This window comes from Allorhizobium paknamense (assembly GCF_030815125.1).
Taxonomy (GTDB): Bacteria; Pseudomonadota; Alphaproteobacteria; order Rhizobiales; family Rhizobiaceae; genus Allorhizobium; species Allorhizobium paknamense.
Map to the genome: position 1 here is coordinate 1 of NZ_JAUSWH010000018.1, position 16498 is coordinate 16498.

Here is a 16498-nt window from a genome sequence, read left to right on the forward strand (position 1 = left end):
AAAATGATCGGCATTTCCTGCACCTTTCCTCCTACTCAGACACAAAATACGCCTTGCAGAACACCCATCCTGATTGAGTTTTGACCCTAGAGCATAATCCGACCGGAGTGAAACGAGGATCGATAAGATTATGCTGCAAAAATAAACCTTTAGAGCGCCGATCTGATTCAATCAGATCGAAAAGCGGTCTAAATTCGCCAGCAGGCTCGGGCTGAGGGCGGCGCGCAATTGTTCTTCGCTCAAATGCCCTTTTGTCAGCACCACCTCGGCAACGCTGCGGCCCGTTGCCAGCGCTTCCTGGGCAATCTGGGTCGCGGCATAATAGCCGATCAGCGGATTGAGTGCCGTGGCAAGGCCGATTGACTCTTCCACCCGCCGGGCCATGACCTCGCGATTGGCGGTAATGCCGCTGACGCAGCGTTCCGCCAGCGTTTTGCAGGCGGCGCTCATGTGGCTGATACTATCTGAGAGCGCGCGGATGATCAGCGGCTCGAAGGCGTTGAGCTGCAATTGCCCGGCTTCCGCCGCCATGGTGACGGCAATATCATTGCCGATGACGCTGAAGGCTACCTGATTGACCACTTCCGGAATAACCGGATTGACCTTGCCCGGCATGATCGAGGAGCCGGCCTGCATCGGCGGAAGCGAGATTTCCCCGATGCCCGCGCGTGGGCCGGAGGAAAGCAGCCGCAGGTCGTTGCAGGTCTTGGAGAGCTTCACCGCCACCCGCTTGAGCACGCCGGAAAGATGCACGAAAGCGCCGGGATCCTGGGTGGCCTCGATCAGGTTGGCGGCGGTCACCAGCGGGCGGCCCGTCAGTTCGACCAGGGCGGCGCAGGCCCGTTCGGCATAGCCGGGCGGTGCATTCAGCCCGGTGCCGATGGCGGTGGCGCCAAGATTGATCTCATGCAACAGGGCCGCCGATTCGATAAGGCGGGCGCGGTCTTCGCCAAGCATGATCGCAAAGGCCCGGAATTCCTGGCCGAGTGTCATCGGCACGGCATCCTGCAACTGCGTCCGGCCAACCTTGAGAACATCGTGAAACTCGTCCGCCTTGGCGGCAAAGGCCTGCTCCAGCACCGCCATGGAGGCGACCAGATCGTCAATGGCTTCGATGAGGGCGATGTTGACCGCCGTCGGATAGGCATCATTGGTCGACTGGCTGAGATTGACATGGTCATTAGGATGCAGGGCAGCATAATCGCCCTTGGCGTGCCCCAGGATTTCCAGGGCGCGGTTGGCGATCACCTCATTGGCGTTCATGTTGGTCGAGGTGCCCGCGCCACCCTGAATGGCATCCACGACGAACTGGTCGTGCAGCGCGCCCTCGCGGATTTCCCGGCAGGCCTGACGAATGGCGCCAAGTCGCGTCTCATCCAGCAAACCGAGCTGATGATTGGCAATGGCAGCCGCCTCCTTCACGAAGGTCAGGCCCCGGATCAGCCATGTGTAATGACCGATCGTCGTGCCGGTAATCTGGAAATTGTCCAGTGCGCGTGCCGTGTGCACGCCCCAGTAAACATGGGCCGGAATGGATTTTTCCCCGAGCAGATCCCGCTCGATACGCTGCGTGTCCATCAAATCCTCCTCAAAAATCTGTCTTGCTGTCTGACAGATTTAAGATATGAATAGCCTTGGCGAGGAGGATCGTCAATGTGGAAAGACCGGCTTGACGGTAGGGCCCGGCTGGTTTTAAGAGAGCCGTATCTGTCAGACAGCAATACAGCATTGGCTTTACTTCGATTTGATTCTTGCTGGCCAGCCTGCCCGCCGGTTTTCGGAGGGAACGGCAGATGGCTTTGTACATTCTTCCAGAGCTTGATTTCGGTGCTCTGGTATTTCATCCGCGCCGGGCGGGATGCAGAGGTATCCGCCAAGCTCCGGCATGACGGCAAAGAAGACCTGCGGGAGGAGACTTCACCTTGAAAACCAAACAGATGAGTGAAATGGAGCGTCAGGAGGACCTTGGCTATCACAAGGCGCTGACGCCACGGCAGATCCAGATGATCGCCATTGGCGGAGCCATCGGCACGGGCCTCTTCCTCGGCGCGGGCGGGCGGCTTGCCACGGCTGGCCCGGCGCTGATCTTCGTCTATGCGCTTTGCGGCTTTTTCGCCTTTCTGGTGCTGCGGGCGCTGGGCGAACTGATCATGTATCGCCCGTCCTCGGGCTCCTTCGTGTCCTACGCCCGGGAGTTCTACGGGGAGAAAATGGCCTTTGCCGTCGGCTGGATGTATTGGCTGAACTGGGCGATGACCTCGGTGGCCGATGTGACCGCCGTGGCGCTCTACATGAATTTCTTCAAGCATTACCTGCCCTGGCTTGCCGGTATCGATCAATGGGTCTTCGCCCTCATCGCCCTGGTGGTGGTGCTGGCCATGAACATGCTGTCGGTCAAGGTGTTCGGTGAGCTGGAATTCTGGTTCAGCCTCATCAAGGTTCTGGCGCTCGTGGCCTTCCTCTGCGCCGGCGTCTATTTCCTCGCCTTCGGCACGCCAATCGAGGGACATCCGGCGGGCTTCAGCCTGATCACCGACAATGGCGGTTTTTTCCCCAATGGCATCCTGCCAGCCTTCGTCATCATTCAGGGCGTGGTGTTTGCCTATGCCTCCATCGAACTGATCGGCACCACGGCGGGTGAAACGGAAGATCCGCGCAAGGTTATGCCGCGCGCCATCAAGACGGTGGTGGCCCGCCTGCTGATCTTCTATGTCGGCTCGGTGCTGCTTCTGTCTCTGCTTTTGCCTTACACGGCCTACAAGTCCGGCGAGAGCCCCTTCGTCACCTTCTTCGGCACCATCGGCATCCAGGGCGCGGATATCGTCATGAACCTCGTGGTGCTGACGGCTGTTCTGTCCTCGCTGAATGCCGGTCTTTATTCCACCGGCCGCATCCTGCATTCCATGGCGGTCTCCGGCTCGGCTCCTGCGGCGCTGGCCAAGATGAACAAGGCCGGCGTGCCCTATGGCGGCATCGCCGTGACGGCGGCGGTGACGGTGATCGGCGTGGCGCTGAATGCCGTGGTTCCGGCAGAGGCCTTCGAAATCGCTATCAACATCTCGGCGCTCGGCATCATCGCCGCCTGGGGCGTGATTATCCTTTGCCAGTTGAAGCTCTGGCAAAAATCGCGGGCCGGTGAGCTGGAACGTCCGGATTTCCGCATGTTCGGCGCACCTTACACCGGCATCCTCACCCTGCTCTTCCTGTTGGGTGTCGTGGTGCTCATGGCGCTGGATTATCCGGTGGGAAGCTTGACGGTGGCTTCGCTGATCCTCATCGTGCCCGCCCTGATCATCGGCTGGTATCTGCTGCGTCACCGCATCCGCCGCATTGCCGAGGAGCGCGCCCAGGGTCTTGCCGCCGGGGAATGACGCCTGCCTTTAACCGTAGGAAAAGCCCGCCGATGGAGCTCCCATCGGCGGGCTTCTCTTTGAAACCTGAATCGACGCATTTCCAGACGGAAAACCGGACGCCACTTTCCTCAGGACAATGCTCTATGACTCCGCCGCCGCCAGAACCTGCCGTCGGCCCCGCAGCCTCCGGCTGAGACTGTCGATGGCGAGAAACACGGTGGGTGTGGTGTAGATGGTCACGAGCTGTGACACCAGAAGCCCGCCGACAATCGAAAGGCCGAGTGGCTCGTAGAGTTCCGATCCGATCCGCCCGCCAATGGCCAGCGGCACGGCACCCAGAATGGCAGCCAGCGTGGTCATCAGGATCGGCCGGAAGCGCAGGACTGCTGCTTCCTCCATGGCCTCACGCGCGCTCACGCCCTGTTCGCGCATGGCCGTCAGCGCCACATCCACCATAAGGATGGCGTTCTTCATCACGATCCCGATCAGCAGCATCATGCCGATCACGGCAACGAAGCTGAATTCCGTGCCGGTGACGAGCAGGGTGGCAATGGCGCCGATGGCGGCGGAGGGAATGGTGGAGAGAATGGTCAGCGGATGGGCAAAGCTTTCATAAAGCACGCCCAGAAGGCCATAGATTGCCAGGATTGCGCCGAGCAGCAGCCAGCTTTGCTTGGCAATCGATTCCTGGCTGGTCTTGGCGCTCCCGGCAAAGACGCCGCGAATATCCGGCGGCAATTGCGCGTCACGGGCGGAGGCTTCGATCAGATCCATTGCCTGTTCGATGGAGACGCCCGCCTTGGTATCGAAGGACAGCGTGATGGCCGGAACCTGCGATTGATGGCTGACCTGTACCGGACTTGTACCGGGCCGTGTTTCCGTCACCGAGCTTAAACGCACGGGAACGCCATCGCTGCCCGGCACGTAAAGATCACGGAAAACCTCCGGTGTCTGGCCCTTTTGCGGGTCGAGGCCCAGCACCAGCTTATATTGATTGGATGCGGTGTAGAGCGTCGTGATCTGCCGCTGGCCGAAGGCGTCGTAGAGCGTCTGGTCGATGGCCGAGACCGAGACCCCGAGCCGTGCCGCCGAGGAACGGTCGATGCCGAGCATTGCGGTGAGCCCGCTATCGTCCTGATCGGAGCCGATATTGACCAGTTGTGGCATGGTATCGAGCCGTGCCCGCATCACTTCCGCCCAGTGCAGGAGCTTGCTGAAATCCGCCCCTTGCAGCGTATATTGGTAGCGCCCTCGCCCGACACGCCCGCCAACGGCCACCGTGTCCACCTGCGACAGGAAGGTTTCCATGCCGCCCACCGCCTGAAGTTTTGGCCGCAGCCGGTCGATGACGGTAGAGGTCGGCACCTTGCGCTCGCCGAGCGGCTTCAGGTCGATGCGCAGCGTGCCGGTGTTCAGCGCGTTCAAAAGGCCGATGCCGACGGAGGAGGTCAGCGCGTTCACATCCGGATCGGCAAGGATGACCTTGGCCACCGCCTGCTGACGCTGGCGCATGGCCTCGAAGGAGACATCCGCCGGAGCCGCCGTGATGCCCCGGATGACGCCGGTATCCTGCGTGGGCAGCAGGCCCTTGGGAATGGCCGAGAACATGAAGAGCGAGCCGATCAGCAGCAAAAGCAGGGTCAGCAGTGTCAGGCGCGGACGCTGAAGCGCCAGCGACAGGCTGCGGCCATAGGCACGGGTGAGTAGGCCAAGGCTGCGCTCGAAAAGGCCCGGCGCCTTCTCCTGCGGCGGCGAGGCGGGCAGGAAGCGTGCGCAGAGCATGGGCGTCATGGTCATGGAGACGATAGCTGACAGCACGATGGCAAAGGCCAGCGTCGCCCCGAATTCCTGAAAGAACCGGCCCACCACATCCGGCATGAAGAGAACGGGGATCAGCGCCGAGAGCAGGGCCGCCGTCAGCGAGACGATGGTGAACATCATCTCCGACAGCCCCTGATGGGCCGCCTCCAGCGGCGTCTTGCCCTCATCGATCAGCCGCACGATGTTTTCGATCATCACGATCGTATCGTCGACGATGAAGCTGACGGCGACGATCAGGGCCATGATCGACAGGTTGTCCAGGCCGAAGCCCGCCGGATACATCAGCGCCAGCGTGCCCCCCAGCGTCACCGGAATGGTGAGCGTCGGGATAGCCGTTGCCCAGAAGCGGCGCAGGAAAATGCCCACCACGCCGATGACCAGTGCTGCGGTCAACAGCAGCGTCGTCTGCATTTCGGCAAGACCGGCTTCGATGAACCGCGTCTGGTCGGAGGCGATGTGGACGTCGATGGAGGCCGGCAGCCAGCGCTGCGTCTGTTGCAGCGCCTGCCGGATATCGGCAACGGTGGCGGTGATATTGGCGCCGGGCCGCTTGAGGATTTCCACGAGAACGGCAGGCTTGTCCTTCCACCAGGAGGCCTGGCGGCTATCGGTGACGCTATCGGCCACATCGGCAATATCGCTTAGCCTGACGGGCGCGCCGTCACGTTCGGCGATAATCAGATGGCGATAGGCCTCCGCGCCCATCACCTGCGTATCGGCGGAGATGATGAAGCTTTGCCCCGCCGTGTCGAGGCGTCCCAGCGGCTGATTGACGGTGGCCGCCACCAGCGCCTTGCGCACATCTTCCGCCGAAAGCCCGCGCGCCGCCATCTGCGCCGGATCGAGATTGACGCGCACCGCAGGCTTGGCGCTGCCGCTCAGTTCCACCCGGCCAACGCCGTCGATGCGTGACAGCCTCTGCCGCAGCACCGTCTCGGCATGGTCGTAGATGTCGCTCACCGACATGGTATCGCTGGTCAGCGCCAGGATCAGCACCGGATAGACGTTGGGATTGGCCTTGATATAGATCGGCGCCTGCGGCATCTCCGTCGGAAGGTCCGCCTCGGCGGCGCTGATCGCTGCCTGCACGTCCTGGGCGGCACCATCGACGTCGCGATCCAGGCTGAACTGGGCGACGATGGTGGACGAACCCTGGGCGTTGACGGAGGTCAGTTCCGTCAGCCCGGCAATGGTGCCGAGCTGCCGCTCCAGCGGTGTTGCCACCGTGGAGGCCATGGTTTCCGGGCTTGCGCCGGGCAGGGTGGCACGCACCACGATGGTGGGCAGGTCGACGGTCGGCAGGGCTGCGACCGGCAGGCGCACATAGGCCAGGCAGCCGAGCACGACGATGCCGATGGCGATCAGCGTGGTCGCCACCGGCCTTTCAATGAAAAAACTCATTGCATTCAGGCGGGGGGCGTTTAGGCGGCGGGCGTTCAGTTGGGGCGCAGTCATGAGTGCGCCTCGACGGGGCCGGGCTCGGCAGGGCGCACACGCCGGAACAGCCGCCGCAGCCGTGTTTGCAGTGCGTCGAAGGCCAGATAGATCACTGGCGTGGTATAGAGGCTGACGATCTGGCTGAGGATCAGCCCGCCGACGATGGCAATGCCGAGCGGCTGGCGATATTCCGCCCCGATGCCGGTGCCGAAGGCCAGCGGCAGGGCGCCAAGCAGCGCGGCCCAGGTGGTCATCATGATGGGCCGGAAGCGCAGGAGGCAGGCCTGATAGATCGCGTCACGCGGCGTCATGCCGTGCTCACGCTCCGCCGAGAGCGCAAAGTCGATCATCATGATCGCATTCTTCTTGACGATGCCGATCAGCAGGATGATGCCGATGAAGGACATCACATCCAGTTCCCGCCCGGCCATCATCAGCGCCAGCAGCGCGCCGATCCCGGCAGACGGCAGGGTGGAGAGAATGGTGATGGGGTGGATGAAGCTTTCGTAAAGCACGCCCAGCACGATATAGACGGTAACGAGGGCCGCGAGGATCAGCAGCCACTGACCCTGAAGCGTGCGCTGGAATTCCGCCGCCGAGCCGCTATAGCCGGTGGAAAACAGATCCGGCAGCGCAATCGCCCGTTCTGCCCTGTGGATGGCCGCAATCCCCTGTTCCAGCGAGGTGCCGGGGGTGAGGTCGAAGGAGATGGTGGCTGCCGGAAACTGTCCGAGATGGGTGACCGAGAGCGGCGCCTGCTGCCGCTTCAGCGTGGCGAAGGCGGCCAGAGACACCATGCTGTCATCGCTGGAACGGACATAGATCTGCTTCAGCACCTCCGGATCGTCACGGAATTCCGGCCCGACTTCCAGGATCACCCTGTATTGGCTGGCCTGGGCGTAGATCGTGGCGATCTGGCGCTGGCCGAAGGCGTTGTAGAGCGCATCGGAAATGGTCTGGGCGCTGAGGCCGAGACGGGCTGCAAGGTCGCGGTCGATATCCACGAAGAGCTGCTGCCCGCGCGCGCGTTCATTCCACACCACATCGCGCAATTCCGGCTGGCGGGCGAGTTCCGCCGAGAGCGGCGGCAGCCAGCTTTCGATATCCGCCGCCGTGGCGGCCTGGAGATTATATTGGTAGGGCGTACGGGAGGAGGTGCTGCCGATCTGCACCTCCTGCACCGATTGCAATTGCAGCCCGAGCCCCGGCACATCGGCGGCAGATTGCAGGCGATGCATGATGGCGTCAGCCGTGGCGCTGCGGTCCGCACGCGGCTTCAGGTTGATATAGAGACGCCCGACATTGGCAGTGGGATTGCTGGTGCCCGCGCCTACGAACGCGCCAATGCCTTCGACATCCGGGTCCTGCAGCAGCCGTTCCACCAGCGCCTGCTGGCGGGCAGCGAGGGCGGCAATCGAGGTATCCGGCGAGGCTTCGGTCACACCGATCAACAGGCCGGTATCCTGCTGTGGCAGGAAGCCCTTCGGCACCACGGTGTAGAGATGCACCGTTCCGGCCACCGTCAGCAGCGTCACCAGCAGCATCAGGCGCGGATGGTTCAGCACCCAGCGCAATCCCCGGGCGTAGAAACGGTTGAAAGCGCCAAGATCTTCCTCGCGGCTCGCCTCATGATGACCGCCCTTGCCGGCCTTGAGCAGGCGGGCGCACATCATTGGCGTCAGCGTTAGCGATACCAGCGCCGAAAACAGCACGGCGAGCGAAAGCGTAACCGAAAACTCTCTGAACAGCCTGCCGACCACGCCATTCATCAATAGCAGGGGAATGAAGACGGCGATCAGCGACACGCTGAGCGAGATGACAGTAAAGCCGATCTGTCTTGCCCCCTTTATGGCGGCATCCAGCGGCTTTTCGCCCGCCTCGATGTGGCGGACAATGTTTTCGATCATGACGATGGCGTCATCCACGACAAAGCCTGCCGAAATGGTGAGCGCCATCAGCGTCATGTTGTTCAGCGTAAAGCCCGCCACCGCCATCGCCCCGAAGGTGGCGATCAGCGATACCGGCAGCACCACGCTGGGGATGACCGTCGCCCACAGAGAGCGCAGGAACAGGAAGATCACCAGCACCACCAGGCCGATGGTCAGCACCAGCGTGAACTCCACCTCTTCCACCGAGGCGCGGATGGTGCCCGTGCGGTCGGTCAGCACCTCCAGGTCCACCGATTGCGGCAGGGTGGTTTTCAGATCCTGCAATTGCGTGCGGATGGCGTCCACCACGCGGATGGTATTGGCATCCGGCTGGCGCTGGATGTTGAGGATCACGCCGCGCTTGCCGTTGAACCAGGCGGCCTGATCCTCGTTTTCCAGCCCGACCTTGACGCTTGCCACATCCTGCAGCCGGACCGGCGCGCCATTGCTGTAGGCGACGATCTGGTTGAGATAGGCGGGCGGGGCCACCAGCTGATCATCGGCGTCGATCTGGTAGGATTGGCGGGGGCCATCCAGCGAGCCTTTCGGCAGGTTCGGCGTGGCGGCGACGATGGACTGACGGACATCGTCCAGCGACAATCCCAGCGAGGCGATGGCAACGGGATTTGCGGCAATGCGAATTGCCGATTTCTGCCCGCCTTCGATGGAGACGAGGCCGACGCCTTCCACGCGCGACAGCCGCTGGCGCACGGTGGTATCGGCATATTCGTTGAGCTTTTCCAGCGGCAGCGTGGCCGAGGTCATGGCCAGGATCATCACCGGCGCATCGGCGGGGTTGATCTTGGCATAGGTCGGACGGCTCGGCATCTGCGAGAGCGGCAGCAGGCTGGCGGCGGCATTGATGGCGGCCTGCACGTCCAGCGAAGCGCTTTCGATATTGCGCGACAGGTCGAATTCCAGCGTGATGCGGCTGATGCCGGTGGTGCTGGCCGAATGCATGCTGGAAAGCCCGCTGATCTGGCCGAGCTGACTTTCCAGCGGCGTGGTGACCAGCGCTTCCATGGTGGCGGGGCTGGCCCCAGGCAGGCGGGAGGTGACCTGGATGGTGGGGAAATCCACGACCGGCAGGGCCGTGACCGGCAGCAGCCGGTAGCCCAGAACGCCAAGCAGGATCAGCGCAGCCGTCAGCAACGTGGTTGCGACGGGCCGCAGGATGAAGGGAGTGGAAAAGCTCATGAGATCGGGGCCGTGGATTTGGGCTCGGGCGCGGTTTTGACGAGGCTTCCCTCCCGCAGGTTATAGGCGCCGTCGATCACGACGCTGTCGCCTTCGGCAATCTGGCCGCTGACGCTCGCCAGATCCTTCAGCCGGTCAATGACGGTGATCTGCCGGTTATGGGCCTTGCCGTCGCCATCCACCACCCAGACGAACAGGCCCTGCGGCCCCTGTTGTACGGCGGCTTCCGGCACCACCAGACCGCCCTTGTGGCTGCCCGCCTGCAGCCGGACATTGACGAACTGGCCGGGCCAGAGCGTCAGCGGATCGTTGGTAAAGGTTGCCTTCAGCTTGACGGTGCCGGTGGCGGTATCGATCTGGTTATCGATGGTCGACAGCGTGCCGGAAACGAGTTCGCGCCGGTTGCCACGGTCGAAGGCTGTTACCGGCAGCGCGGCCTTGACCTGGCCTTCCAGTACGGCGGGCAGATCGTCGGCCTGCAAGGTGAAGCTGACTGAAACCGGCTTCAGCTGATTGATGGTCACGATGGGCGTGGTGTCGGTCGCATGCACGATATTGCCGTTATCGATCTGACGGATACCGGCGCGTCCATCGATGGGCGAGCGGATCACGGTCTGGTCGAGGCTTGTCTGGGCCGCATCGATATTGGCATTGTCGGCGGCGAGTTGCGCCTCCAGCTTCTGAACCTGCGCCTGCTGGGTGGTCACGGTTTCCTGGCTGGCGAAATCCTTCAGCGCCACCCGCCGTGCCAGCAGCACCTTGGCATCGGCCAGCTGGGCCGCCGTGCTGTCGCGCGTGGCGATGGCTTGGCGCAATTGCGCCTGAAGGCTGCGCTGGTCGATGACGGCAAGCACGTCTCCGGCCTTCACGTCCTGGCCTTCCTGGAAATGCAGTTCGACGATCTGGCCGGTCACCTGGCTTTTGACCTGAACGCTTTCATAGGGCTGCACGGTGCCGATGCCGGTCATGTAGATCGGCATGTCCTGGCGCAGAACCTTGGCCGTCTTCACGGCAATGGCGGTGGGGGTGACGTCAACCGGACGCGAGGAATTGGCTTCGCTTTTCAGGGTCAAAAAGTAGAAGCCCGCGCCGAGCGTGACCGAGGCAATGATGATATGGGGCAAATATCGGAAGGTCATGGGTCACAGCGAGGATGAAGCCGCAAGCGGCTGTTTCGGATCGGCGGCATAGGCCGTCTTGGTCGGAACCGGGTGCAGCAATCCCCACCGGTGTAGGGCGGAGATGGCGGCCGCCACGCCATTTTCGGCGCGGACTTTTTCCCCGAGACTATGGGCGCGGCTGCGCATGCTGACGGATTTTGCCGTGCGGATGGCCTCGGCCAGCGTCGCTGCGGTCAGGGTTTCGCGCGGCAGGGCGGGCGGTGCCGCACCGAGCGCCTCCAGCCTCGCGGCCCAAAAGGGCTGATCGCCGAAGACCGGCACGAAGATTGACGGAATCCCCGCCCGGGCGGCTGCCGATGTCGTGCCCGCGCCGCCATGATGGACAGCCATGGAAACACGCGGAAACAGCCAGTCATGCGGGGCGCGGTCGATCACGAAGATCCGGTCATTTCCCGGCTGAACGGCATTGAGACCACCCCAGCCCGTTGCCAGGATCACCCGCTCGCCGGTTTGGGCAGCGGCCTCCAGCACCATGGCCGTAAAGCCTTCGGCATCGTAATGCACCATGCTGCCGAAACCGATATAGACCGGAGGCGGACCCTGCTCTAGAAAATGCTGAAGCTGCGGGCCCGGCTCCCAGCTCTTCTGGTCCAGAAACCACGCACCTGTCACGGCGGTTTGCGCGGGCCACTGTTTTCCGGCGGGAATAAGGTTGGGACTGAAACCGAAAAGCCTTGGATGCTCGATGAAACGGCGCTGGAAGCAGGCCAGCGCCGGATAGGCGGGCAGTCCGAGCGCCGGACGCACGATGTCATTATAGGTCGGACGGACGGTGTTCCACACCATCAACCGGCTGATCCAGCCAATCGCCCTGTTGGCGAAGGGCGGCAGGTTCTGCATCCAGCGGGGCAGGGCCAGCGGTGGCGGGGTCTCGCTGGGCAAGGTCGGCATCAACTGGGTTTCCACCACGGGAATGCCGAGCTTCTTGCCGATGGATTCCGCCAGATAATAGACCATGCCATTGCCGATGATCAGCTCTGCGCCGTTTGCTGCCGCAAGGCCCTGTTCGGCCCACTGGCCGGCCATGGTTTTCAGCCGGCGTTTGGCCTCCTTCAGGACCGCCAGCATGCCCAGGCCATTTTTCAGGGTGGCCTGATCGCTGCGCATCCAGGCCAGAAAATCCCCGCAGAGTGGCTCATAGCGAATGCCGTGCCCGGTGACCAACCCGGCACAGCTTTGATCGGTGGCGATGAGCACATCGTGCCCCGCCTGTTTCAGCCCAAGGCCGAGGGCAAGCAGAGGGCGCACATCGCCCTCCGTGCCAATCGTGAAGATGGCGATCCGCATGATGATGGGCTCGCGATCAGGCCGTCATGGCATCGTTTTCCTGGGTTGCGCGGCTGCGCAGCACCAGAATTTCGCGGAGGATTTCCGCCTGGATCACCGCACCGATCTCGGATGCCGGACCGGGGTCCAGCATGTCCTGATGCGAGCAATCCAGTCCATGGCCGACGAGTTTGCCGCCCACATGCTCGACCCAGGCCTCGGCCTGATGATTGATCACATGGCCGATGGCCTTGTTGTCGCTGCCGCGATTGGCGGAGAAGAAGTGCATGTCCGCATCGACAAAGCCCGGCTTGAACTTCTGGGCAAGACCGAGATGGTGAATGACGACGGCCCGCGCCTTTTCCAGGATCAGCGGCTCATAGGTCCGCACCTCTTCCACAAGCGGATGGTCGTCCAGCTTATACTGGCGGAACAGGTAATCGTTGAGCACCGAGAAGAGCGGCTTGTTGAGATCCAGTTCCGCCGGGTCCACATCGAAGCCCAGGAAGCCCAGTGCCGCCTGTGCCAGTGTTGCATCATCCAGCGATGCCGCATCGGCATTCTGATGGTAGGGATAGCTGTCGAGCAGGCCGAGGAAGGAGACGGCTTCGCCCTGTTCCTTCAACTGACGCGCCATTTCATGGGCCACCAGACCACCGAAGGACCAGCCAAGCAGGTGATAGGGGCCATGCGGCTGGATGCTCCGGATCCGCTCCACATAGCGTTCGGCCATCTCCTCCACCGATTGCGGCAGGGAAGAAAGATCGCGCAGGCCTTCCGATTGCAGCGCATAGATCGGCGTGTCTTCGGAGACATGGCCGAGCAGCGAATAGAAGCCCCAGCCCATGCCCAGCACCGGATGAATGCAGAACAGCGGTGCCGAATTGCCCTTGTCGCGGATCGGCAGCACCGTATCGAGGAAATTGGTGCGGGAGGCCGGTGTCGCGACCATGCTTGCGAGCGTGGCAATCGTCGGCGCTTCGAAGACGGCGGCGATGGCGAGTTCCCCCTTCATCTTGCTGCGGATCGCGGCAATCATCCGGGCGGCGGCGAGCGAATCGCCACCGAGGTTGAAGAAGCTGTCGTGAACGCCGACTTCCTGAAGGCCGAGAATATCGCACCAGATGGCGGCGATCATTTTTTCGGTTTCGTTGCGCGGCGGCACGAAGCCTTCTTCCGCCTTCCACTGCGGCGCAGGCAAGGCATGACGGTCGATCTTGCCGTTAACGTTCAGCGGGATGGCATCCATCACCACATAGGCAGCGGGGATCATATGGCTGGGCAGCGATGCCGCAAGCCGTGCCGACAGATCCGGTCCGTCGATCTCGCCAGCCTCCGATAGCACCAGATAGGCCACCAGCCGCTTGCCCTGACCCGGATCCTCGCGCAGGATGACCACAGCCTGACGGATGTTCGGCTGGGCAATCAGCGCGGCTTCGATTTCACCGGGTTCGACGCGGAAACCGCGGATCTTGATCTGGTGGTCGTTGCGGCCAAGATATTCCAGCACGCCGTCATTGCGCCAGCAGGCCATGTCGCCAGTGCGGTACATGCGGGCTCCCTTGCCCACGAAGGGATCGGGCATGAATTTTTCCGCGGTCAGGTCTGGCCGGTCCAGATAGCCCTTGGCGACGCCGGTGCCGCCAATGTAAAGCTCGCCGGCGACGCCGGGCGGAACCGGCTGGCCGCTGCGGTCCAGCACGTAAAGCCTCGTATTCCAGATCGGCTTGCCGATCGGGGTGGTGTCCAGATCCGCGCCGGTCAGTGGCATGGCGGTGGACCAGACCGTGGTTTCCGTCGGGCCGTAGACATTCAGGACCGGATGGCCGAGCGCTGCCATGCGATGGGCGAGATCTGCGGGAAGCGCCTCGCCGCCCACCAGGGAGCGCAGCCCCTTTACATCCTTCGCATGGTCTTCCAGAAGGGCGCGCCAGAGCGACGGTGTGGCCTGCATGATGGTCGCACCCGACTGTTTCAGCAGTTTGGCAAGCGCTGCCGGATCGCGCACCGTATCACGGGTGGCGATAACCGTCTGAGCACCGACCAGCAGGGGCAGGTAAAGCTCGAGCGTGGCAATGTCGAAGGCGATGGTGGTGACCGCCAGAATCCGGTCTTCCGTGTCGAGTTTCAGCAGGTCCTGCATGGACAGCAGGAAGTTCACCAGGGCCTGGTGCGGGATCTGCACGCCCTTCGGACGACCGGTGGAGCCGGAGGTGAAAATCACATAAGCCGTGTCATCCCCACGGATTTTCCTGGGCGTGAAGGCGGCGGCGGATCCGGCAAGCCCATCCGCCAGCTTGTCCAGCAACAGCGTGTTGATGCCATCGAGTTTCAGCGTGCCAGCGGCTTCGCTGGTGGTGATGACCGCGCCGGGTTTTGCATCTTCCAGAATGATGCCGATACGCGCTGGCGGATCGGCGGGATCGAGCGGCAGATAGGCCGCCCCGGTCTTCAGCACGCCCAGCAGGGCGATGACCATCTGCTCCGAACGCGGCACGGCGACGGCGACCAGACGGCCCGGACCGATACCGCTTTCCTGCAGCTTGGCGGCCAGCCCGTCGGAGGCGGCATCGAGTTCGGCATAGGTCAGATGCCGGTCGGCAAACCGTACGGCCACCCGCTCCGGGCTTGCCTTGGCCTGGTTGCGGAACAGATCCGGCCAGGTGAGGTCCGGCAAGGGACGCGCGGTGTCGTTCCAGTCAACCAGAATCTGGGTCTTTTCGGCGTCGGAGAGCAGGCTGAAATCAGCAAGCGGCTTTGCCGGATCGAGCAGCAATTCGTTCATCATCCGGGTGAAGCGCGCCTCGTGCGCCTTCAGTTCATCCTCGGAATAAAGGCCGGGATTGGCGTCGAAATCCATGCGGATTTCGCTGCCGTCGCCGCGGTCATAGGCGAAGATGGTGATATCGTTCATGGTGCCGTTCGACAGATTGTGCATGGTGGTCTCGTTGCCACCGAAGCGCAGGTCGTAGTCGAAAGGCTCGATATTGACGCCGATAAAGGCGATCTGTTCGTCCTGGCGGATCAGGCCGATATCGCGGCGCATGTCTTCATAGCGATAGCGCTGGTAACGCAGTGCGCGCATCATCTGCTGCGACACCTGCTTGACCAGATCCTGAAGGCTGGTTTCCCGCGACAGCTTGAAGCGCAGCGGCACCGCATTGGCCATCATGCAGGGAAGGCGCCGGGCGGCGGCATTGATGCGGGCCGTCACCATGGTGACGATGCACAGATCCTCGACATCGGTGGCGCGGGCATAATAGGCGGCGATCAGGGCAATCAGCGCCTGCGGCACGCTGACGCCGAGCGCTTTGCTGACCTCGCCGATTTCCTGGGATTTCGCAGGTGCGAGATAGCTGCTGTGCCGGATCATGCCGCCGATGGGTGCGGTTCGCTTCTTGGCCAGCGTGACGGGTGGCGGCAATTGCTGCAACTGCTCCATCCAGTAGCTGCGGTCACGCTCGAAATGCGGCGAGGTGCGGTAGGAGGCTTCCAGTTCCAGAAGATCTTCCAGCGTACCGAAATCGCAAGGCACCGGCTCGCGGCCCTCTTCCAGGGCGTTGTAGAGTTCCGCCATGCGCCGTGTGGCCATGCCGCCGGTAAAACCGTCAAAGGCAATGTGATGAACGCGGTGATACCAGAGCCAGCGGGTATCGGAGAGTTTGACGAGGGCGCTGGTCCAGAGCAGGCCATCGGCAAGATCGAGCGGCGCCTTGATGTCCGCCATCATCCAGTCATAGGCATCCTTCATCGGGTCGGCGGCGGCTGAAAAATCGAGAACCCGGAACTCTTCAGGGTAAGCGTTCAGCACCACCTGATGCGGCTCACCCTCGATTTCACGAATGCGGATCCGGGTGGCCTCGATCTCTTCCGTCAATTGCCGAAGCGCCTGGCAGAAATTCTGCGGATTGACCGGGCCATGGATCTCCATGAACTCGGCAAGATTAAAGACGACACCGGATGCACCAACTTTTTCACTGATCCACATGCCAGCCTGGGCCGGGGTCACCGGCAAAATCTTCTCCATCATGAAATCCACATCCTTTAAAAAATATAGAAAACAAACACACTGCTCCAATCGTGCGAATGGATTTCGCGCGTCCGATCGTTCCTGCCGTTTCTATGTGTCTTCCAGCACCAACAGGGTGCATATTCAAAATATTAATTAGAAAAATATAATATGTACTGCCTTGAGCCCAACCTTGCCGAGCATTCGGTCGCTTCGAGAGCTTTTGTACAGCAAGCATATTGTGCGATGCAATCGAATGGCGCAACAACAGAATCGTGCGCTTAATGAGGTCTTAAACGAAATCTC

7 protein-coding genes are annotated in these 16498 nt (G+C 62.3%); 1 reads left to right on the top strand and 6 read right to left on the bottom strand.

Annotation, left to right across the window (positions count from 1 at the left end):
- Window positions 1–171: 171 nt before the first annotated feature.
- Window positions 172–1578 (bottom strand): aspartate ammonia-lyase, encoded by a 1407-nt coding sequence (locus tag QO005_RS20445; RefSeq protein ID WP_307159859.1) that lies wholly within the window; start codon window positions 1576–1578, stop codon window positions 172–174.
- 359 nt (window positions 1579–1937) lie between these two features.
- Here QO005_RS20445 and QO005_RS20450 point away from each other — a divergent pair, with 359 nt between their 5' ends.
- Window positions 1938–3371, top strand: a complete 1434-nt coding sequence (locus QO005_RS20450; protein ID WP_307159938.1) for an amino acid permease — start codon at window positions 1938–1940, stop codon at window positions 3369–3371.
- A 123-nt stretch (window positions 3372–3494) separates the two neighbouring features.
- On the opposite strand, the gene QO005_RS20455 is transcribed toward QO005_RS20450, so the two are convergent.
- Genes QO005_RS20455 through QO005_RS20475 form a run of 5 tightly spaced genes read right to left on the bottom strand, consistent with a single transcriptional unit; the run spans window position 3495 to window position 16213 of the window.
- Window positions 3495–6575 carry an efflux RND transporter permease subunit gene (locus tag QO005_RS20455; protein WP_307159860.1) on the bottom strand — a complete coding sequence of 1027 codons (3081 nt, stop codon included), beginning with the start codon at window positions 6573–6575 and terminating at the stop codon, window positions 3495–3497.
- Between the two features lie 50 nt (window positions 6576–6625).
- Window positions 6626–9736 carry an efflux RND transporter permease subunit gene (locus tag QO005_RS20460; protein WP_307159861.1) on the bottom strand — a complete coding sequence of 1037 codons (3111 nt, stop codon included), beginning with the start codon at window positions 9734–9736 and terminating at the stop codon, window positions 6626–6628.
- Window positions 9733–10875 carry an efflux RND transporter periplasmic adaptor subunit gene (locus tag QO005_RS20465; RefSeq protein WP_307159862.1) on the bottom strand — a complete coding sequence of 381 codons (1143 nt, stop codon included), beginning with the start codon at window positions 10873–10875 and terminating at the stop codon, window positions 9733–9735. The genes QO005_RS20460 and QO005_RS20465 overlap by 4 nt, the downstream gene beginning before the upstream one ends.
- Window positions 10876–10878: 3 nt before the next feature.
- A complete protein-coding gene (locus QO005_RS20470) occupies window positions 10879–12204 on the bottom strand; it encodes a glycosyltransferase (protein WP_307159863.1) in 1326 nt (441 codons plus the stop codon).
- Window positions 12205–12220: 16 nt separating this feature from the next.
- Window positions 12221–16213, bottom strand: coding sequence for a non-ribosomal peptide synthetase (locus tag QO005_RS20475; protein ID WP_307159864.1), 3993 nt, complete (start codon window positions 16211–16213; stop codon window positions 12221–12223).
- Between the last annotated feature and the right edge of the window lie 285 nt (window positions 16214–16498).